This is a genomic window from Acidimangrovimonas sediminis (assembly GCF_002871005.1).
Lineage (GTDB): Bacteria > Pseudomonadota > Alphaproteobacteria > Rhodobacterales > Rhodobacteraceae > Acidimangrovimonas > Acidimangrovimonas sediminis.
In genome coordinates, this window is the sequence record NZ_PHSN01000048.1 from 1 (window position 1) to 19,441 (window position 19,441).

General features: G+C 67.3%; 16 protein-coding genes. 13 read left to right on the forward strand and 3 right to left on the reverse strand.

Features of this window, described 5'->3' with window-relative positions:
* Together CVV76_RS23455 and CVV76_RS23460 are read left to right on the forward strand one after the other, a co-directional pair.
* Nucleotides 1-1,353 (forward strand): MFS transporter (locus CVV76_RS23455; RefSeq protein ID WP_199178699.1); only part of this gene is annotated, 1,353 nt, incomplete at its 5' end.
* Nucleotides 1,354-1,721: 368 nt separating this feature from the next.
* The gene (locus tag CVV76_RS23460) at nt 1,722-2,369 is read left to right on the forward strand and encodes an HD domain-containing protein (protein ID WP_158243236.1); all 648 of its coding nucleotides are present in this window, start codon (nt 1,722-1,724) and stop codon (nt 2,367-2,369) included.
* A gap of 283 nt (nt 2,370-2,652) precedes the next feature.
* Here CVV76_RS23460 and CVV76_RS23465 read toward each other — a convergent pair whose 3' ends face one another.
* Complete coding sequence (locus CVV76_RS23465) at nt 2,653-2,835, reverse strand: ribbon-helix-helix domain-containing protein (RefSeq protein WP_102227114.1); 183 nt, start codon at nt 2,833-2,835, stop codon at nt 2,653-2,655.
* Nucleotides 2,836-2,958: 123 nt separating this feature from the next.
* Between CVV76_RS23465 and CVV76_RS23470 the strand changes: the two genes are divergently transcribed.
* The 3 genes from CVV76_RS23470 to CVV76_RS23480 all read left to right on the forward strand — a co-directional run bounded on the left by CVV76_RS23470 (nt 2,959) and on the right by CVV76_RS23480 (nt 6,946).
* A complete protein-coding gene (locus CVV76_RS23470) occupies nt 2,959-3,495 on the forward strand; it encodes a hypothetical protein (protein ID WP_102227115.1) in 537 nt (178 codons plus the stop codon).
* A gap of 207 nt (nt 3,496-3,702) precedes the next feature.
* Nucleotides 3,703-4,659, forward strand: a complete 957-nt coding sequence (locus CVV76_RS23475) for a GIY-YIG nuclease family protein (protein WP_233193130.1) — start codon at nt 3,703-3,705, stop codon at nt 4,657-4,659.
* A gap of 52 nt (nt 4,660-4,711) precedes the next feature.
* Nucleotides 4,712-6,946: an AAA family ATPase gene (locus tag CVV76_RS23480; RefSeq protein WP_102227116.1), complete on the forward strand. Its 2,235-nt coding sequence runs from the start codon at nt 4,712-4,714 to the stop codon at nt 6,944-6,946.
* Between the two features lie 488 nt (nt 6,947-7,434).
* Here the strand turns inward: CVV76_RS23480 and CVV76_RS23485 are convergent, their stop codons facing one another.
* Entirely contained in the window at nt 7,435-8,310 is an 876-nt protein-coding gene (locus tag CVV76_RS23485; protein WP_102227117.1) for an IclR family transcriptional regulator, read from the reverse strand.
* Between the two features lie 387 nt (nt 8,311-8,697).
* Between CVV76_RS23485 and CVV76_RS23490 the strand changes: the two genes are divergently transcribed.
* The 7 genes from CVV76_RS23490 to CVV76_RS23520 all read left to right on the forward strand — a co-directional run bounded on the left by CVV76_RS23490 (nt 8,698) and on the right by CVV76_RS23520 (nt 17,584).
* Nucleotides 8,698-9,966, forward strand: coding sequence for an ABC transporter substrate-binding protein (locus CVV76_RS23490; RefSeq protein ID WP_102227118.1), 1,269 nt, complete (start codon nt 8,698-8,700; stop codon nt 9,964-9,966).
* 99 nt (nt 9,967-10,065) lie between these two features.
* Nucleotides 10,066-10,935, forward strand: a complete 870-nt coding sequence (locus CVV76_RS23495) for a branched-chain amino acid ABC transporter permease (RefSeq protein WP_102227119.1) — start codon at nt 10,066-10,068, stop codon at nt 10,933-10,935.
* Entirely contained in the window at nt 10,932-13,493 is a 2,562-nt protein-coding gene (locus CVV76_RS23500; protein WP_102227120.1) for a branched-chain amino acid ABC transporter ATP-binding protein/permease, read from the forward strand. Before CVV76_RS23495 ends, CVV76_RS23500 begins: the two co-directional genes overlap by 4 nt.
* A gap of 15 nt (nt 13,494-13,508) precedes the next feature.
* The gene (locus CVV76_RS23505; protein WP_102227121.1) at nt 13,509-14,315 is read left to right on the forward strand and encodes a shikimate dehydrogenase family protein; all 807 of its coding nucleotides are present in this window, start codon (nt 13,509-13,511) and stop codon (nt 14,313-14,315) included.
* 39 nt (nt 14,316-14,354) lie between these two features.
* Nucleotides 14,355-16,160 (forward strand): FAD-dependent oxidoreductase, encoded by a 1,806-nt coding sequence (locus CVV76_RS23510; protein ID WP_102227122.1) that lies wholly within the window; start codon nt 14,355-14,357, stop codon nt 16,158-16,160.
* On the forward strand, nt 16,111-16,725 hold the full coding sequence (locus tag CVV76_RS23515; RefSeq protein ID WP_102227123.1) for an NIPSNAP family protein: 615 nt from the start codon (nt 16,111-16,113) through the stop codon (nt 16,723-16,725). The genes CVV76_RS23510 and CVV76_RS23515 overlap by 50 nt, the downstream gene beginning before the upstream one ends.
* A 10-nt stretch (nt 16,726-16,735) precedes the next feature.
* A complete protein-coding gene (locus tag CVV76_RS23520) occupies nt 16,736-17,584 on the forward strand; it encodes a sugar phosphate isomerase/epimerase family protein (RefSeq protein WP_102227124.1) in 849 nt (282 codons plus the stop codon).
* 41 nt (nt 17,585-17,625) lie between these two features.
* Here CVV76_RS23520 and CVV76_RS23525 read toward each other — a convergent pair whose 3' ends face one another.
* Nucleotides 17,626-18,408, reverse strand: coding sequence for an SDR family NAD(P)-dependent oxidoreductase (locus CVV76_RS23525; RefSeq protein ID WP_102227125.1), 783 nt, complete (start codon nt 18,406-18,408; stop codon nt 17,626-17,628).
* Between the two features lie 140 nt (nt 18,409-18,548).
* On the opposite strand from CVV76_RS23525, the gene CVV76_RS23530 reads away from it, so the two are divergent.
* Complete coding sequence (locus tag CVV76_RS23530) at nt 18,549-19,439, forward strand: NAD-dependent epimerase/dehydratase family protein (protein ID WP_102227126.1); 891 nt, start codon at nt 18,549-18,551, stop codon at nt 19,437-19,439.
* Nucleotides 19,440-19,441: the final 2 nt, after the last annotated feature.

Consider the following 19,441-nt stretch of genomic DNA (forward strand, 5'->3'; position numbering starts at 1 on the left):
GCCTTCCTCGAGGCTTGCGAGAAAGGCTTCCATTTCCCCGAAGCGGTCAGATTGCGAGGTCATCTTTGCCCATGCCTCAAAAATGAAGTGCTGCGACAAGCTCTAATCCCGGGACCCGAGTTCGTCCAGTTTGCCGTGAACGCAGACATCGGGTGTCAGGTCGGCACCCAGAGACATACGAAAGACGACAGAATGAAGCTAAATCCTGCCCTTGCGGCACTCTCCCTCGGCTCATTTGCGATCGGATTGACGGAATTCTCTCCCATGGGCCTTCTGCCCGTGATCGCGAACGACCTTGAAATTTCCATCCCCACCGCGGGTCTGATCGTGACGGCTTATGCCTTCGGCGTGATGGTCTTTGCGCCGATTGTCACGCTCGCGGCGGGCCGTATGGCGCGCAACCGGTTGCTGATCCTGCTGGCCGTTATCCTTGCCGCGGGCAACGTTATGGCCGCGGTTGCGCCGAGCTATGAGGTCCTGCTCGCGGCGCGGGTCATGACGGCTCTCTGCCAGGGCACGTTCTTCGGTGTCGGCGCCATCGTGGCCGCTGGTCTCGTCGCGCCGGGCCGCCAGGCCGGCGCCGTGGCGGCGGTCTTCATGGGCCTCACCATGGCGAACGTCGCCGGGGTTCCCGCGCTGACCTACCTCGGCGATGTGGCCGGCTGGCGCATGCCCTTCATGTTCATCGCCGCCCTGGGGCTCGCCACGGCCTTCGCCTTGATGAAAGCGCTGCCGCATCTGCCGGCCTCTGGCGACACCAACGCCAAGGCCGAGATCCGGGTCATGTTGTGCCGGCCTGTGCTTGCCGCCCTGGGCATGACGGTGCTGACCTCGACCGGTCAGTTCACCGTCTTCACCTATGTCGCTCCGATGCTGCAGGACGGGGTCGGCGCCTCTGCCGCCCTGGTGACGATCGCGCTGATCGTCGTTGGCCTCGGCATGACGGTGGGCAATCATTTCGGCGGGATCGCTGCGGACAAGTCGCTGCGCGGCACCTTGACCGGCACGCTTGTGGCCCTGATCGTGCTCCTTGGCGCCATGTCGGTGCTTCACACCTATCTGATCGCCATGCTGGTGCTGCTGTTTATCTGGGGCGGGCTTTGCTTTGCCCTGGTGCCGACGATGCAGATGCGGGTGATGGGCGCGGCGCAAGACGCCCCGAGCCTCGCCTCTTCGGTCAACATCGGCGCCTTTAACCTCGGCAACGGTCTTGGTGCCGTGGCGGGCGGTGCGGTGATCCGGGCGGGGTATGACTACGCCGCGGTGCCGCTGGCCAGCGCGGTGGTCTTCGCAATTCCCCTTGCCCTCGTGCTCCTTCAGGGGCGCCGCAGGATGGAGGCCGTGCGCGCCTGACCAAGGCGTCCGCGGGACGAGACGGTCGAGGCTCCGCAGTGGAGAGGAGCACGTCGATCTCCCAATCAAGAGCGCGGCTCAGGATTCATAACCAATAGATGACGAGAGCCGCGAGCGCGATGGCGGAGAGCCGTCCTCCGACCGCGATCAGAGCTCGGAGATGCCACGAACGGCAACTCTGGCTGGCCGCACTGCAGCAAGGTGAACCAGAGCTGAATGGCGGCAAAGGGCCGAGAGTGCCGCGGACCTGGCCACCTCAGGCGTGGGGCCCGCCGCGCCGCCGCAAGTCGGCTTCGAGCCCACACCAGACCTTTCTGTTTGCTGCCAGTACAACCTGCTATCTTGTCGTTGGGATCAGGAGAGACGTCATGACCGAAGGCAACCGAGACAGCTCAACACTTCCTCACGCCGAGGCTGAGGGCATTGTGGACGTGCTGTCCCTAGCTGAAAGCCTGAAGACCGAGATGCGCCATAGCTGGCTGTCGAATGGCAGGCAGGAAAGTGTCGCTGAACACACGTGGATGATGTCAGTGGCGGCGGTTCTGATGGCCCCTCACCTTCAGCATTCCGTTGATCTGGGGCAAACCCTGAAACTGATTGCGCTTCATGACATTGCAGAGGCCATCACCGGGGACATTCCGTATTTTGAAGTAAGCGCACGGAAAGATACCAAACTTGCGGATGAAGCCGAAGCGATGGAGACAATCCGCAAAATGCTTCCTGAGGGTTCGGGGAAACTGCTTCTAGAGCTATGGCGAGAATACGAGGACTGCGAGACCCCCGAAGCGAAGTTTGCACGCGCACTCGACAAGCTTGAGGTGCAGCACCAACACAACCTTGCAGAGCTGCAAACCTGGACAGAACAAGAGCTGGATCTCGTCTACACTAAGATGGACCGCGAATGCGCCCACGATACCGCACTGATGACCCTTCTTGCCGTCATCAGGTCTAGGGCGGAGAAGAAGATGCGGGACGGGGGCGTTGACCCAACCGCAATCAAAACGCGCGCGCTCTGACCGACCGCTTTGTCCGCTCTGCTGACTTAGGAGCGTTCAAAATGCTGCGGCCTGCATGAAGGACCGGTTCGGGGAAGCTGCGGCGCAGCGATGGCCACCCTGACGAAGGTCGGCTTCGGGCCGTCCTCGACGGCGCACATCGTTCCCGTGGATGTCGGCTTCCTCAGGCTGATCGCTGGAACCTTCCAGTCCGCTACCGGCCCCAAACCCGCCACTTCGCCGAGCCGCAGCCAGTCGAACGCCGCCCGCCTGGCTCAGTCTTCGGAGATTGCGCGTGGACCCGTTACTCTTCTTTGTTGTCTCCGGGCGTCTCGAGCCACTGCGCGAGGGCGCGCCGTATCATCTCCGGCCTTGTGGGCAGGTCCGGCTCCTGCCTGCGTCGATCATCGATCGCCGCGATCATCTCGCGCGGGAGACGCAGAGTGACGGCCTCTGTATCAACTGTGGGGCGTCCGATTTTTTTCATGCCCGTCGCATTGACTTTCTGACTTTATAGCATTATTTATTCTCCATCCGGCCAAAGCAAGAGGTTCCAGCTCTCGCCTTGGCCTAACCACAACCGATCTAAATCCTTGGAAGGAGATCGCTCATGGCTATCGTGACACGTAGCACGCCGCACCTGGCGGATAAAGCACCGACGAAGTTCACCCACACGCCCATCTCGTCGTTGTTCTCGAAGCTCGTCGTGGCGCTGACAGGCTTCATCGAAGCCGAACGCGACATCGAAGACGTCGACATCTGGGAGCCCGCCTTTGCAATCTGGCTGAGCACTGCGGAGCAGGCCCAGACGCGGGTGACAACGCTGATCTCGGCGATCCGCGCCACGGCGCCGGCCCGGCTGGCAGACCGCCCCCTCCAGCGGATGACCCTTCTTATTGACGGGATCTTGCAGGCAGAGAGCCAGCACGGCCTGCGCCAACACTACCAGCTCCTCGAGCGTTTCGGGCCCCTGTTCCAGGTCGAGGGCAATGACGTGGTGGCTTACCGTGCGAACCAGCTGCTGCAGGCCGCAAGGCAGCGCGTCGATGACATGGTCGACCTCGAGTGCCTTTCCGACATGGAGGATTGCCCGGCTTACGGCGCCCCTGTCGGACCGGAGATCTGCGGCCTGACACTGCGCGCCTGATCCGCCTCCCCCAACTTACCCGCGCACGATTGCGCCGCTGATCGGCGGAAGTATCCCGCACGTGCCGCACGCCCCGGATGCGTGCGGGGTGCGCCCAGCTGTCCTCCGATCCGTCCCCGACCTCCTCCGGCCCTCGCCGCCGCGTGCTCGACGCGGCGGTGCCCTCGTGCGGCTGCGCGATCCATTCCTTCCGCTTGGAGACCTGCGATGACGTTTCCCGATACCCTTTTCGGCCCCGAGACGATCACCCTGATGCATGAAGAGTACCTGCTCTATCCCGGGGAGATCCATGACCACTGGAAGGAGACCGCGCGCGCCAAGGGCTTCGATATCCTCGCGCGCGTCAAGGATCGCTACCACTTTGCGCTCCGCTGCCAGGAATGTGACCAACCGCACATCTCCAAGTTGTTCGTCGTGATGAACCACCAGCCTTTGTGCCCCCACTGCCTGCGCGAGAGGCGCATCACGACGGCAGTTGCAGCCGGGCTGAGATTCCTCGGCCAGGCGGATGACAACCGCCATTACGGCATCTTCCGCGCCCCCTGCAGCCACAAATTGCGCCGCCAGTTCGCACTTATCGAGCGGGCTGCACGCGGAGAGACCGGGATCCGCTGCGAGACCTGTCACGCCCACCGCGAAGCGAGCGAGGCGAGGGAGCGCGGCTGGGAGCTTGTCGGCCCGGATCCTGCCGGCAATCCCAACTTCCGCCTCTACCGCCACACGAGCGGATGCGGGGCGACCCGGCGGCTCGCGCGTGCAAATATGCAGACAGGCAGATTCGACTGCCTGGAATGCGGCGAGAGCTGGACCGCTGCGCCGAGCTACGTTTACGCCATGCGCTTCGTGCACCCAACGGACGCGGTGTTTTACAAGCTCGGCTACAGCCGAGATCCTGCCTCTCGCCTGCGATATCAGCTTGGCCTGCCAACCCAGGTCCATGGCGAGATCCTGAGGGCGGTTCCATTCGACACAGGCCATGCCGCGCTCTGCGCCGAGAAGAAGATGCACAAGATCCTGCAAACCACCCTGCCCCACGCGGTCGTCCCACCCGCCAAATTCTCAGACTGGCTGAACGTGGTGAGCGAGATCTACACGCCTGAGGCCGAGAACCTGATCCATCACCTGCTCGACGCCGCGGAGAACGGCACGCTGGACGGAGTCTAGCGCCGGGCCGACCGCCTTCTGCTCTCTCTGCGACCCAATAAGGAGCCAGCTTATGGCCCATCGAATGACGACTCCCACTGCGCCGGCCTGGCTTGCGCTCGCCGACACGCTGCTCAACCACCTCGCCACGGCCCGCACGCCGGATATTTCATATGACGATGAGATCGCGGCGGCGGCTCCCTTCCATGAGCGCCCGAAAGCCCGCGGCCTCGCCGCAAACCTGCAGCGGATCGCGCGCGCAGAGGCGTTTCCGCCAGAGACTTCTGAGGCTCCGACCGCATCTTCGGAGGTCCCCAATGACCTCTCGCAGGTGGGCAAGACGGCGGAGCCTCTGCCTCCCCCGTTGCACTTTTTCGAAGGACTGGCGGCGGTCCGCTTGGCTCGGACCTTGGAGGAAGACGCGTGTTTGGCTCGCCTGGCGGCTCCGAGGGCGCTGCATGTCTTCGAGACCTCGGACTCCCTTGTCCTCGACTATGTCCAGCAGCTGCTGCGGCATGCGTTCCGTGGCGGTAGCGCTGGCGGCCAGCAGGGCGAAGCGGGCCAGCAAATTCCTCGCATCCAGCGATATCCCTCGCGCGAGCGGGATCAGCAGGCTTGGGCCGAGAAGTTCCAGATTTCTCTCGGCGGGGCCGATCCAATCGTCATTCTGGCCACCTCGGCGGAAGACCTTCCCCCAGAGGCCAAGGACAGCGCCACAGCCATCCTGTCCCTCGCCCCGCTAACATGCGATGGCGTGCTATTCCTCCTCGAACGCACACATTCCGTGACGGGCGACGTCGCGCTGGCCGACCTTCGGTGCCGCATGCCAAGCGGCTCCTTCCTGGCGCGCCTGCCGGCCCTGACGCTCGCCGCCGCCTTCCGGGCCCAAAACAGCTTCGAGGTCATCGAGCGCCTGCGCGCGGCCTGCCAGCCTCCGATCCCGACAGGTGACCTGGAACTCCTTGAGGGGATGGGCAACCTCGAGAGTGCGGCGCGGGATCTGGTCAATGACATGGTCGCCCACCAGTCCGGGAGGACCGCATGGCGCGACATGACGCGCTCACTCCTGCTTCACGGCGCGCCGGGCTGTGGCAAGACCTTCGCCGCGCGCGTCATCGCCGACGCCGCCGGCGCGCAACTCTTCACCGCCTCGCTCGGGGTATGGCAGGCACGCGGACATCTCGGTGATCTTCTCAAGGCCATGCGCGCCGCTTTCGCTGAGGCGCGCGCGGCGTCACCCTCAATCTTGTTCGTCGACGAGGTCGACGGCTTCGGCACGCGCGCCACCGACGGAGATCATAACAAGAACTATCGGCGGCAGGTGGTGAACGAATTTCTGAACCAGCTCAACGGGCTGCAAGAGGCGGAAGGCTGCGTGGTCATCGCGGCGACCAACGATCTCTCCGCGCTCGACCCGGCGATCATCCGCCCCGGCCGGTTCGATCAGATTGTGGAGGTTGGACTTCCCGGTCCAAAGTCCGTGGCGGCCATGCTGCGCCACCATCTGCGCGGCGATCTCGGCGCAACCGAGGTCGACGCCCTCGCGGTACAGGCCCGGGGTCAGACCGCGGCCGAGATCGAAGCGGCCGTGCGCCGTGCCCGCGGCGCCGCCCGCCGGGATGGTGTCGCACTGACCCGCCAGCATCTGGCCCGGGCCCTCTCACCCTCAACCGAGATCCCGGAGGATCTGTCCTGGCGGATCGCCATCCACGAAGCCGGTCACGCACTCGTCGGCGCGCACCTGCGGGTCGGCCAGATCCGAGCCATCCGCCTGACACCGCAGGGCGGGCTGACCGAGATCGTCCTCAGGCAATCCGCCGGCCTCCCCCAGGACATCGAGGACGCCCTCGCCTATCAACTCGCCGGCCGCGCCGCCGAGCGGCTGGTCTTCGGTGTGGCGGGATCGGGCTCGGGCGGACCCGCGCACAGCGACCTCGGGCGCGCGACGGAGGCCGCGCTTGAAGCGGAGCTCTCGCTCGGGGCGGGAGCGACCGGCCTGGTCTGGCTGGCCGCGGACCCGCGACACCTCGCCAACCCCGAGCTGCGCGCCCGGATCTCGGACCGTCTGGACGCAGCCGAGGCCCGCGCCCATGCCCTGCTCTCCGACGCCCGCGAGACCCTGCACGCCCTGGCGCGCGCCCTTCTGCGGGAGCGCGTGATCGAGGGCTGGGCGCTCCAACTTATGCTCACCCTCGAACCGGAGGATCAGGAAGACGGGGATCGCCGCGCCACCGGAACCGATACTTCATCAAAACAGCCGATCTCTGAAGAAGCACAGGAGGTCTTTCCCGCCAACACGCAGAGCTGAGACGATTGTGGAGACCTTTCTGGCCGCCGGGCGTGCCCGGCGGTTCTTCTCCGGTTCTTTTCCTTTCGGCCTGCAGCCTGGTGTTTTCTGTTTTCTGCAGTTTTCGCGCGTGAGGATGAGGTCTTTGGATTTTCGCCATCTTCCTCGATCCTGTCTTCAGGGCGGCGGGCACCGCCTTTCCCGGACCTTTCCATATTTCTCTTGTTTTACGGTGATTTGAGTATGGGTTATCCACATTATTCGACCTCTGGACACGACTCGCGGCCTCCGTCCCCCCGCGCTCTCGGCTATGATGTTTGCATCAGCGGCAGGTCCCGAACCCGCCCGAGCATTCCGCCAGTCGAGACCCGCATCGCCCCCGAACGATGCGGGCCAGGAGAACACGGCCAATGGCACGTGCCGATACAGCACGACAAGGCGCCGGGCGAAGAGGCAGAAACTCCCTCTGGCGTGGCGCGAAAGGTGCCTACCCAGCATCGCGTAATCTTTCACAATTCCGGATCGGCGTTGAAGAAGTTTGCCGCGCGGCGTTGCGGGCGCGCCAACGTGGCCGACACCAGGAGAGCCTGGGAGAGCTCTCGCGCCGTCTCCAGCAGATCCGGGATCAGGATGTTCCGCTTCTCCTCGGTCAGCCGCATGCTCGGCCCGGCGACGACCAGCGTGCCGATCGTCTCTCCGGTGTTGGGGCTCGGGATCGGGGCGGCGATCGAGCTCATCCAATCGTAATAGGTCTGCACAGTCTCGCTGTAACCGCGGCGGCGGGTGAGACGCAGCAGCTCCAGCAGCTCCGCGCGCGTCTGCGGGGCGTTCGGGCCGTATTGTTCGCGCGAACCGAACCCCTGCTTCTCGACCAGCGAAATCGCCTCGTCCTCGTCAAGCGTTGAAAGCCACGCCAGGCCGCTGGCGGAACACGACAGCCGCGCGACCTGCCCGGTCTCCGGGTCATAGCGCAATCCATGCGGAGACCCCTGCGCCTTGGCCACCCAGGTCAATTGGTCGCCATCGACGATCGCCAGGCGCACCAGCTCCCCCGCCCGCTGTGCGAGTTGATCGATGATCGGCTGGGCGAGATCGGTGATGCCGCTGCCCGACAGAAACGTGAAGGCCAGCGAGACGATCCGCGCCGTCAGCAGATAGGCACCGTGCTCTCGCTCCTGCTTGACATAGCCATGCTCGACCAGGCTGGTCAGCAGCCTGTGGGTCGCACTGCGCGGAATGCCCAGGGTGTCGGCAATCTCGAAGATCTGCAGGCCCCGCGCGTTGCGCGCCAGCAGCTCCAGGATGCTGAGCGTCCGCTCCAGCACCCCGCTGGGCGCCTTGTCTTTCTCAGCCGCTTCCCCGCGGCCGTCGGCCAAGCTCTTCATGTCGTCTCCATTTCGCCCTGCATGCGGCCGCCGACCTCTGCCGCCGGTCGAGAAAGCGGCAGATGACCGCCGGGCCGACCCTACCCGAGCCGAGCCCGAGGTATCAACGCGGCCCCTCGCCTCCCCGTCAGCAAACCCGGCAGATGCCCGGCACATGCCCGGTCACGCCGAACCCATGTCGCGCATGTCTTTGAAAAAATGTAACCCTTTTCGACGCCGGAATCCAATTCCATTTTTCGCGTCAAAAAACTGGACTCCGATTCCAGAATCGAATAGCCCTTGAGAAGCGAAGAGCAGGAACTGCCGCGAGGGAGGTCGCGGGCAAGGCACGCAAGTGCCCCGAAGATCGCCTTCACGTCATGAACAGCGTTCTGGGAGGAGAACATCATGGACGACACCAAGACAGGAAACGCGCGCGGGCTGAGCCGCCGCCAACTGCTGACCACGGCCGCCGGCGTCGGCGCCGCGGGGATCGGGGCACAGCTGCTTGGCGCGCCCTTCGTCAACCGGGCCTGGGCCGCGGACCCGATCCGCATCGGCATGCTCTGGGCCAAGACCGGCAGCATCGTCGATCAGGCCGAGTATCTCGCGCAGGGCTGCCAGCTCGCGCTGGAGCAGCGTGGCAACAAGATCCTCGACCGTCCGGTCGATCTGGTCTGGCTGGACGAGCCGAGCCCCCAGGGCGCCCAGCAGAACGCCGAGCGGCTGATCTCGGAGCAGGGCGCGGTCGCGCTGATCGGCGGCGCCATGAGCTCGCTCGCGCTGGCGGAATCGGCGGTGGCGAACAAGCACAAGGTGCCGTTCATCGCGCCCAACGCGGCCGCGGATTCGCTGACCGGAAGCGCCTGCAATCCTTACACCTTCCGCGGCCAGCCGCCTGTCAGCGTACACACCAAGGTGCTTGCCCCCTACTGCGCCGGCATCGGCAAGAAGTGGTATCTGCTGACCGCAGCCTACGCCTTCGGCCAGGACATCGCCGACAACTTCCGCCACTACATCGAGGCCAACGGCGGCGAAGTGGTGGGTGCCGATTCCGTGCCGATCGGAACGCCGGACTACAGCTCCTACATCCTCAAGATCCGCGCGGCGCAGCCCGATGTCGTGATCGGCGGCATCTCCGCCAGCGACCTGACCACGTTCCTCAAGCAGTGGAAGGAACTGGGCATGTCCAGCAAGATCCCCTTCGCCGAGATCGCGGTCGGCAACACCGACCTCTGGGGGGTCGGCGCGCAGGCCGCGGCGGGTCTCTACACGCTGACCTGGTATTACAAGAACCCCGACAACCCGGCCGACGAACAGGAAATGGCCGAGCAATACCAAAAGAAATACAACCGCCCCGCCGCTGACAAGACCTGGATGGGCTGGTTCGGCATGCGCTCTTTGCTGTCGTCGATCGAGGCCGCGGGGTCGACCGAGTCAGGCAAGCTGGTCAAGGCGCTGACCGAGTGGAAGGTCAGGCGCAACGGCATCGACGTCACCTATCGGGACTTCGACCACCAGATGATCAACCGTCTTCTGGTCGCCGGGATCAAGCCGAAGATCACCGACAAGTGGGACTTCTTCGACGTCAAGGCCGAGCTTCCCAAGACCCCGGCGGACATCGAGGCCGCCTACGGCACCGAGGCGCAGAGCGCCTGCAAGATGCCCACGATCTGATCCCTCTCCAAGCCCGGTCCGCGCCTCGGTGCGCGGACCGGCGCGCGCAACGAACAACGGAGGCCCGCAGACCTGCTGCGCGGCCCCAGGGGGTTTGTCATGCTCTCCATGATCCTTTCCCAGGCAGCCAACGGGCTCGTTCTCGGGTTCCTCTACGTGCTGATCGCGGTCGGCCTGTCGATCATCTTCGGCATGCTCGGCATCGTGAATTTCGCGCACGGCGCGTTCTTCGCGATCGGCTGCTATCTGGCGCTGACGCTGGGCGACATGTTCGGTTGGTGGGGGGTGCTGCTGGCGCCGATCGCCACCGGCGCGATCGGGATGATCGTCGAGTTCGTGCTGATCCGACGATTGTACGACAAGGACCCCCTCGTCAGCCTGATCATCACCTTTGCGCTGGCGCTGTTCCTCGAGGCAAGCCTGCGCGCGCTCTACGGTGCGGCGCCCCAGGCCTACAACGTGCCCGACATGCTGACCGGCTTCGTGATCTTCGGCCCGGTCCTGCTGACCAAGTACCGCCTGTTCGTGCTGGCGGTGACCGTGCTGGCGCTGGCCGCCTTCTGGCTGTTCCTGAACTTCACCCCCTTCGGACGGATCATCCGGGCCGGATCGCGCGACGGCGAGATGGTGGGCCTTCTGGGCATCAACCTTCCGGTGGTCTTCAGCTTCGTCTTCGGCATCGGGTGCCTGCTGGCCGGTCTTGCCGGGATGCTGGCCGGGCCGCTCTGGACGGTGAACCCGTCGATGGCCGGGGCGGCGATCATGCCGGCCTTCGTCATCGTGGTGATCGGCGGCCTCGGCTCCTTCGCCGGCGCGATCCTCTCGGGCCTGCTGGTCGGCCTTACCACCGCGATGACGATCCAGTTCGCCCCGCAATGGTCGGGGGCGGCGATGTACATCCTGATGGCCGTGGTGCTGCTGGTGCGCCCGCGCGGCCTGCTCGGCGAACGCTGGGAGAGGTTCGAATGACCCTGGAACGTCTCGTGAAACACCCCGTCCTGTGGATGGCGCTCACCTTCGCCGTCCTGACCGCGGTATGGAGCGCGATGGGCGCGCCGTTGAACCTGATCACCCAGATCGCGATCTACACGCTCTACGCGCTGGCGGTGAACCTGCTGGTCGGCTACGCGGGCCTCGTGCCCTTCGGCGCCTCGGTCTTCTTCGGCACCGCCAGCTACGCCACCGCCTTCCTGATCCTCCATCATGTCAGCAACGACCTTGTGGGGATCGTCCTGACCATCGCCTTCTCGGCCCTGCTCGGCCTCGCGCTGGGGGCGCTGATCCTGCGCCGCACCGGTCTCTACTTCTCGCTGCTGACGCTCGCCTGTTCGCAGATCGCCTTCGAGGTCGCCTATCGCTGGACCGACGTCACAGGCGGCGAGAACGGCCTTCAGGGCGTGGCGCGCGCCAGCTTTCCGACCGACGGGACCTACCATTACTTCGTCCTCGCCGCAGTGCTCGCGGGCGGCTGGTTCCTCTGGGCGCTCGCGCATGCGCCGTTCGGCCGGGCGCTGCAGGCGGTGCGCGACAACGAGCAGCGCGCACGTTCGCTGGGCTTCAATGTCTACCGCATCCGCCTTATCGCCTTCACCCTGATGGCTGCGCTGGTCGGCGGCGCCGGGGCGCTGCTGACGCTGCTCCTGCAGGGCGCCTATGCCAACAACCTGAACTGGCAGCATGCCGGCGACGCGCTGATGATGTCGGTGCTGGGCGGCGTGCATCAGTTCCTCGGCCCGCTCTGGGGCGCGATCTTGTTCATCCTGCTCGAGAACCGCCTGTCCGCGGTGTACGAGAACTGGTGGCTGCTGTTCGCACCGATCCTGATCGTGCTGCCGCTGGTTTCGCCCGAAGGGGTGCAGGGCCTCTGGCAGATGCTCTCCCGGCGCAAGCACTGGACGCTGGTGCGCCCGACCATCCCGCCCCGCCCGGCGAGGATCACCCCCTACGAGCCGGTGGCGACAGGCGTCGACCCCGACAGGGCGGTGGTCGAGGTGCGCAACCTGTCCAAGAGCTTCGGCAAGCTGGTCACCGCCGAGGGGATCGACTTCGACATCCACCCGCGCGTGCTGCACTCAATCATCGGGCCGAACGGCGCTGGCAAGACCACGATGTTCAACATGCTGACCGGCGTGCTGCCGCCCACCGGCGGGACGATCCACCTCGAAGGGCGCGACGTGACCAAGCTGTCGATGCATGCCCGGGCGCGGCTGGGGATGGGGCGGTCGTTTCAGATCCTGTCGATCTTTCCCAATCTCACGGTGTTCGAGAACATCCGCATCGCGCTGCAGTCGCAGCGCATCGGCTGCCGCGGCCTGCTGCGCGACGCCCACCGCGACGCCCCCACCAACGATCGCGCCTGGTCGATCCTCGACGCGATCGGCCTTGCCGACAAGGCGCCCCTGCTGGCCGCCGACCTGCCCCACGGGGCAAAGCGGCTGCTCGAAATCGGCGTGACCCTGGCGCTCGAATCGCGCGTCCTGCTGCTCGACGAGCCGCTCGCGGGTCTCGCCGAGGCTGACCGCATCGTTGTCGCCGCGCTGATCAAGAAGCTCTCGCAAAGCCATGCGGTGCTGCTGGTGGAACACGACATCGACCGGCTACTTGCGATCTCCGATCGTGTGTCGGTGCTCTACCAGGGCAAGCTGATCGCCGACGGCAAGCCCGAGGATGTTGCCCGCGATCCCGCGGTCGTCGCCGCCTACCTCGGAGAGGAGAGGGACGACCGCCGCGAAAGCGCGCTACCGCGCATCCCCCATGCCGCCGCGCGCGCGGACGGCAAACCCCTGGCCGAGATCCGCGACATCGAGGTCGGCTACGGCGGTTCGACCGTGTTGTCGGACGTCTCTCTCAGTGTGCGCGAGGGCGAGATCGTCGCGCTGCTGGGGCGCAACGGCGTGGGTAAGACCACGACCCTTCGTGCGTTGACAGGCATCCTGCCGCTGAAGCGGGGCGAGATGACCTTTGCCGGCGGGTCGATCGCCGGGCTCAAGCCCTACCAGATCAACCGCCGGGGCATCTCGCTGGTGCCGGAGGGACGGCGGCTGTTCCCGAACCTCACCGTCACCGAGAACCTGCAGCTTGCCGCGCGCGATGGCGGCATCGGGATCGACGAGGTGTTCGATCTCTTCCCCCGGCTGCGCACCCGTCAGCACGCCAAGGCCGACAACCTCTCGGGGGGCGAGCGCCAGATGGTCGCCATTGCCCGCGCCCTGATGGTGCCAAGCCGGCTGATTCTTCTGGATGAACCCTTCGAGGGGCTCGCCCCGGCGGTGGTCAAGGAGGTGATGGACGCGCTGGTCAAGCTGCGCGGCAAAGTCGCCATGGTGATCGTGGAGCACCACGCGGACGCGGTGCTGGCCCTGTCCGACTGGGCCTATGTGCTGGTCAACGGGCAAATCGCCTATGACGGCGCCGCGGTCGAGCTGGAGGGCGACGAGGAATTGCAGACGCGGCTGCTGGGCCTCGTCGAACAGGAAACGCCCGCGCAGGCGGATGTCGCCACCAAGGCGACGGCGACAGCGGGCTGAACAGGAGCACGAAACATGGATATCACCCTGACCGGCGCAACCCGCCTCAACATCATCGTCGGCGACCCGATCGCTCAGGTGCGCTCTCCCGGCGGCATGACCACGGCCTTCACCGGGCGCGGCCATGACGGCATCGTCGCACCGGTCTGCGTCGCGGTCGAGGACCTAGGCGCCCTACTCGAGAGCGCGGACAAGCTTAAGAACCTTGACGGTATCATCGTCACCGTGCCGCACAAGTTCGCCTGTTACCAGCACTGCACCAGCGCCACCGAGCGGTCCGACTTCGTCTCGGCGTCAAGCATCATGCGCCGCAAACCAGACGGCACCTGGCACGGCGACATGATCGACGGCTACGGCTTCGTCCAGGCGATGCGGCAGAACGGCTGTGAGCCGAAGGGCAAGCGCGCACTGCTGATCGGCGCCGGCGGCGCGGGGTCGGCGATCGCCTACGAGTTGGTCACGTCCGGCGTGGCCGAGCTGGCGATCCACGACGGCGACGCGGCGCGGCGCGACCGGCTGATCGCGCGCCTCACCGGCCGCGGCGGGGTGCGCGTCTTTGCGGGCTCCCCCGACCCGACCGGGTTCACGCTTGTCTGCAACGCCACGCCCGCGGGCATGAAGGACGGCGATCCGCTGCCCGTGGAGGCGGACAAGCTGACGCCGGAAATGTTCGTCGGCTGCGTCATCACCAAGCCGGCGGTTTCTCCCCTGGTCGTGGCGGCCCGGGCGAAAGGCTGCGCCACCTCGACCGGCGGCGAGATGTACGAGGCGCTGCAAGCCGCGATGGTCGACTTCCTCATGGTCGGCGCCCGCGCGGGCTGATCCCGCGCCCTCCCCTCCTTCGTGGCAGCTGAGAAAGACATGGAACAGACAGCAAGCGAAGACTGGACCTGCGACCTGCTCGTCGTCGGCTCGGGTGCCGGCGGCCTGTCGACGGCGGTCACCGCAGCCTGGCTTGGGCTCGACGTGCTGGTGGTCGAGAAAGAGCGCCACTTCGGCGGCACCACCGCCTGGTCGGGCGGCTGGATGTGGATCCCGCGCAACCCCCTGGCGATCGCCGCCGGGATTGAGGAAGACCCGGCGGAGCCGCTGGCCTACCTCCGAGGCGAGCTGGGCGAGGGCTTTGATCCGGCGCTGGTCGGGCGGTTCCTTCAGCAGGGGCCGCGCATGGTTTCCTTCTTCCGCGATCACACCAGCCTCGACTTCGTCGACGGCAATGCGGTCCCCGACTTCCACGCCGAGGCGCCGGGCGGCCGCCGCGGCGGGCGCTCGCTCTGCGCCGCGCCCTTCGACGGGCGGAAGATGGGCGCGCGGGTCCACGACCTGCGCCCGCCGCTGGCCGAGATCGCGCCCTTCGGCATGAACATCGCTTCGGGGCGCGACATCGCCCAATTCCTGAACGCGACCCGCAAGCCCGGGGCATTCGTGCATGTCGCGCGCCGGATGCTTCGCCATTTCGCAGACCTCGCCCGCCACGGCCGCGGGATGCACCTGGTCAACGGCAATGCGCTGGTGGCGCGGCTACTGAAATCTGCCGACGATCTGGGCGTGCGGCTGGCGCATTCCGCCCCGGTCAGCGCTCTCGAAATCGACGATGCAGGCCGCGTCACCGGCGCCACGATCGTCCACGACGGTCGTCCGATCCGCATCGCGGCGCGCAGCGGCGTCGTGCTGGCGGCGGGCGGCTTTCCCCATGACACCGCCCGCAAGGCGCGGCTTTTCGCACATGCGCCCGGCGGGACCGAACATCACTCCGCCGCGCCGCTTGCCAATACCGGCGACGGTCTGCGGCTGGGCGAGCGCGCGGGCGGCGCGGTGCGGCGTGATCTTGCCAACGCGGGCGCCTGGGCGCCGGTCTCGCTGCCCCCACGCAGGGGAGGCGGAAACGGCCGCTACCCGCATCTCTTGGAGCGCGCCAAGCCCGGTCTGATCATGGTGCGCCGCACCGGCCGCCGTTTCACCGACGAGGCGGATTCCTACCACGACGTCATGCAGGCGCTCTTTGCCGCGACGCCGCCCGGAGAGCGAGCCGAGGCCTGGCTGATCTGCGACCGCCGCTTCCTGCGCCGCTACGGCCTCGGCCGGGTGCGTCCCCGCCCTTTCCCGACCGGTCCCTGGCTGCGGAACGGCTATCTCTTCCGCGGCCGCACACCGGAGGCTCTGGCCCGTGCCGCGGGGATCGACCCTTGGGGCCTTGCCGAGACGCTGGCGCGCTACAACCCCGAGGCCGCCGAGGGCCGCGACCCCGAGTTCCATCGCGGCGAGAGCGCCTACAACCGGATCCAGGGCGACCCCAACCACGGGCCAAATCCCTGCGTCGCGCCGATCACCCGCGCGCCCTTCTACGCGGTCAAGATCGTGCCCGGCAGCCTGGGCACCTTCGCCGGGCTGCGCACCGATGCGGATGCACGCGTACTGGGGCCGGACGGCGCCCCGGTCGCGGGGCTTTTCGCCGCCGGAAACGACATGTCCTCGATGATGGCCGGCCGCTATCCCGCCGGCGGCATCACGCTGGGACCCGCGATGACCTTCGGCTATGTCGCCGCCCATGCGGCCGCGGGCGTGCCGCTGGCCAACAACCATTCCCCCACTCCAGAGAAAGAGAAAGAGGATCCGGATGCTTTACGACATCACGACGCTGTCCATCAGGCTCGGCACGGCCGCTGAGGTCAACAAGGGCGTCGAGGCCTTCACCGCCTCGGACGCGGCGAAAGGCCGGCTGCTGGGCTGCTGGCACACCGAGATCGGGGCGCTGAACCGCTGCCTGATCCTGCGCGGCTACGAGGACTTCGCGGCGCTGGAGGCGGAACGCGGCCGCATTCTCGACACCGTCGATCCCTTCGGCTGCGGCGACGCCATCACCGAGATGAGTTTCGACAGCTACAAGCCCTTTCCGTTCCTGCCCGAGGTGACCCCCGGCAGCTACGGCACGACCTACGAGATCCGCACCTATCGGCTGAAGCACGGCGGCGTGCCGAAGACGATCGAGGCGTGGAAGGCCGCCATGCCCGAGCGGTCGAAACTCTCGCCGCTGTCGATCGCGATGTATGCGCTGGACGGCGCGCCGCGCTTTACCCACATCTGGCCGTATCAGGGCCTCGACCACCGCGCCAAGGTGCGCGGCGACAGCGTGGCCCAGGGGGTCTGGCCACCGAAGGGCGGACCGGCCTGGCTGACCGGCGAGATGGCCTCGCAGATCGGCCTGCCCACCGCCTTCTCGCCGCTGGCATGAGGGCCGGGGGATGAACCGGAAGCTGCCGCCGATCTCGATGGCCTATCTGACCTGCCAGACCCTGCCGCCCCCCGGGGCGGTCGGGCTGGCCGAGGATCTGGGATACGACGCCGTCGGCCTGCGCATCCGCCCGGCGGCGCCGGGCGGCGCCTTCTCGCCGCTGATCGAGGATCCCGCGCTGCTGCGCGAGACGCGGGCGCGGCTGGACGGCAGCCCGGTCACAGTCTTCGACGTCGAGATAATCCGCCTCGACCCCGGGTTCCGCGCCGCCTCGGTTACGCCGTTCCTCGAGGTCTGCGCGGCGCTCGGCGCCCGTGCCGTGCTGGTGGCGGGCGACGACGCCGACCGCGGGCGCCTGACCGCCTCCTTCGCCGCGTTCTGCGAGGCCGCGGCGCCGTTCGGCCTGAAGGCGGGGCTGGAGTTCATGCCCTGGACCGCGCTGAAGACCGCACGCGACGCGCTTGGTGTGGTCGAGGCGGCGGGCCTGCCGAACGGCACCGTGCTGGTCGACGCGCTGCATCAGGCGCGGTCGGACAGCCCCTTGCCGGACATCGCGGCGATCCCGCCCGAAAGGTTGTGCTACGCGCAGATCTGCGATGCCCCGCCCGGCATCCCCGACACGGCGGAAGAGATGATCTTCACCGCCCGCTCCGAACGCCTTCTGCCCGGCGAGGGCGGGATCGACCTGCCCGCGCTCTTCGCCCGGCTGCCCTGGGATCTGCCGGTCAGCGTCGAGATCCCGAGCGACAGCCGCGTCCCGAAATTGGGTGCGCGGGAGTGGGCGCGCCGGGCGCTGGAGACGACGCGCGAGAGCCTGACCATCCGGCATGCGCTGGCCGGCGCGGCGCGGCTGGGATGATGCCGCCACGCCCCTTCTCCCGCGCCACCTGCGCCGCCCGCTCAGGCCGGGCGCAGCGGCACATGGCCGAGGACGCTGTCGCTCAGCCCGCCATCGGCCAGGATGTTCTGACCGGTGATGTAGCCCGCCCCCGGCCCGGCGAGAAAGGCGATCGTCGCGGCGATATCCTCGGGCGTGCCGATACGGCCCAGCGGCACAAGGGCACGGCGTGTCTGCGCGGTCTCCTCGTGGTGGTAGGTCCGCTCCGTCAGCGGCGTGCGGATCATCCCCGGCGAGACCGCGTTGACCCGGATCCCGTCCGCCGCCCACTCCTGCGCGAGGTTGCGGCAGAGCGACAACAGCGCCGCCTTCGCCGGCGCGTAGGCCCCCTGCCCGGGATGCGCCTGCATGCCGGACATCGAGGCCACCGCGACGATCGTGCCCCGGCTTTCGCGCAGCGCGACATGGAGTTCCTGCGCGAGGATCAGCGTCGGGCGGACGTTGAGCGCGAATTGCCGGTCCCAGGTTTCCAGCGTGACCTCGGCCAGCGGCGCCGGCGCCCCACCCCCGGCGTTCGACACGAAGATGTCGAGGCCGCCGCAAAAGGCCAGCGTCTCGGCGGCGATGCGGCGGCAGGTCCCGGCGTCGGTCAGATCCCCGGCAAGGGTCAGGCAGCGCGCGCCGGTCGCTTCCAGCTCGGTCGCGAGCCGGTCGGGCGGACCATTGCGCCCGGTCGTGGTCAGCACCATCGTCGCCTGCCGCCCCGCCTCCGCCGCCTCGCGCGCCAGCTGGCGGCAGACCGCCCCGCCGATCCCGTCGCTCGCCCCGGTCACCAGAATACGCATCGCTTTCCTCCTCCGACTCGATGGTTCAGCCCGGGTCTAGCACGGACTTTCACCATTTTGGAATCCAATTCCATTTTAAGGCAGGCCGAAGGAGGCTCCATGACAAGCCTTGCGAAATCATCCTCCCCGGGCGCGCCGCGATGAGCCGCGTACTTGTCACCGGTGGCAACGGCTTTCTGGGGCGCAGGGTCGGGCTGGCGCTACTCGCTTCCGGGCACTCGGTGCGCGTCTTCGACCGGATCGCCGCGGCGCCCGACCGACAGGATCCGGGACAAATCGAAGAGGTCGTCGGCGACATCACCGACGCCGCGGCAGTGGCCCGCGCGGCGGAGGGATGCGACGCGCTGATCCACCTCGCCGGCCTGCTGACCGTCGCCTGCCGTGCCGATCCGATCGCCTCGGCGGCGGTCAACGTACTGGGCGGTCTCCACGCCTTCGAAGCGGCGCGACAGTCAGGCATCGACCGCATCGCCTACGTCAGCTCGGCCGGCGTGTTCGGCCCCGAGGACGGCGAGGTTCCCCGCCCCGTGACGCATTACGGTGCCCACAAGTTGGCGCTGGAAGGCATCGCCCGCGCCTATCACGCCGACCATGCGATGGGCGCGACAGGGTTCCGACCCTACATCGTCTACGGCCCCGGCGAAGGCTCCGGCATCAGCGCGGGCCCGTCGAGCGCCTGTCGCGCCGCGGTCGAGGGTCGCCCGTTCCGGATCGGCTTTACCGGCACCGTCGGCTTCGTCCATGTCGACGACGTCGCCCGGGCATTCGCCGAGGCGATCGCCCAGCCGCGCGACCGCGCCGGGCTCTATACGCTCCAGGGAGAGACCGCGCGCATCGACACGTTCATTGCCGAGCTTGACCGCCAGCAGCCTGGCGCGGTGATCACCGCCGACGGGCCACCGATGCCGATCGCGCCCCAGCTGGGGGGCGACCCCTGGCCCGGCTGGCTGTCCGCGCTGCCGGTCACGCCGCTTGCGGAGGGCATTGCCCGAACCCTGGCCGAGCTGCGCGCCGGCCCCTCGACGCCCTGACC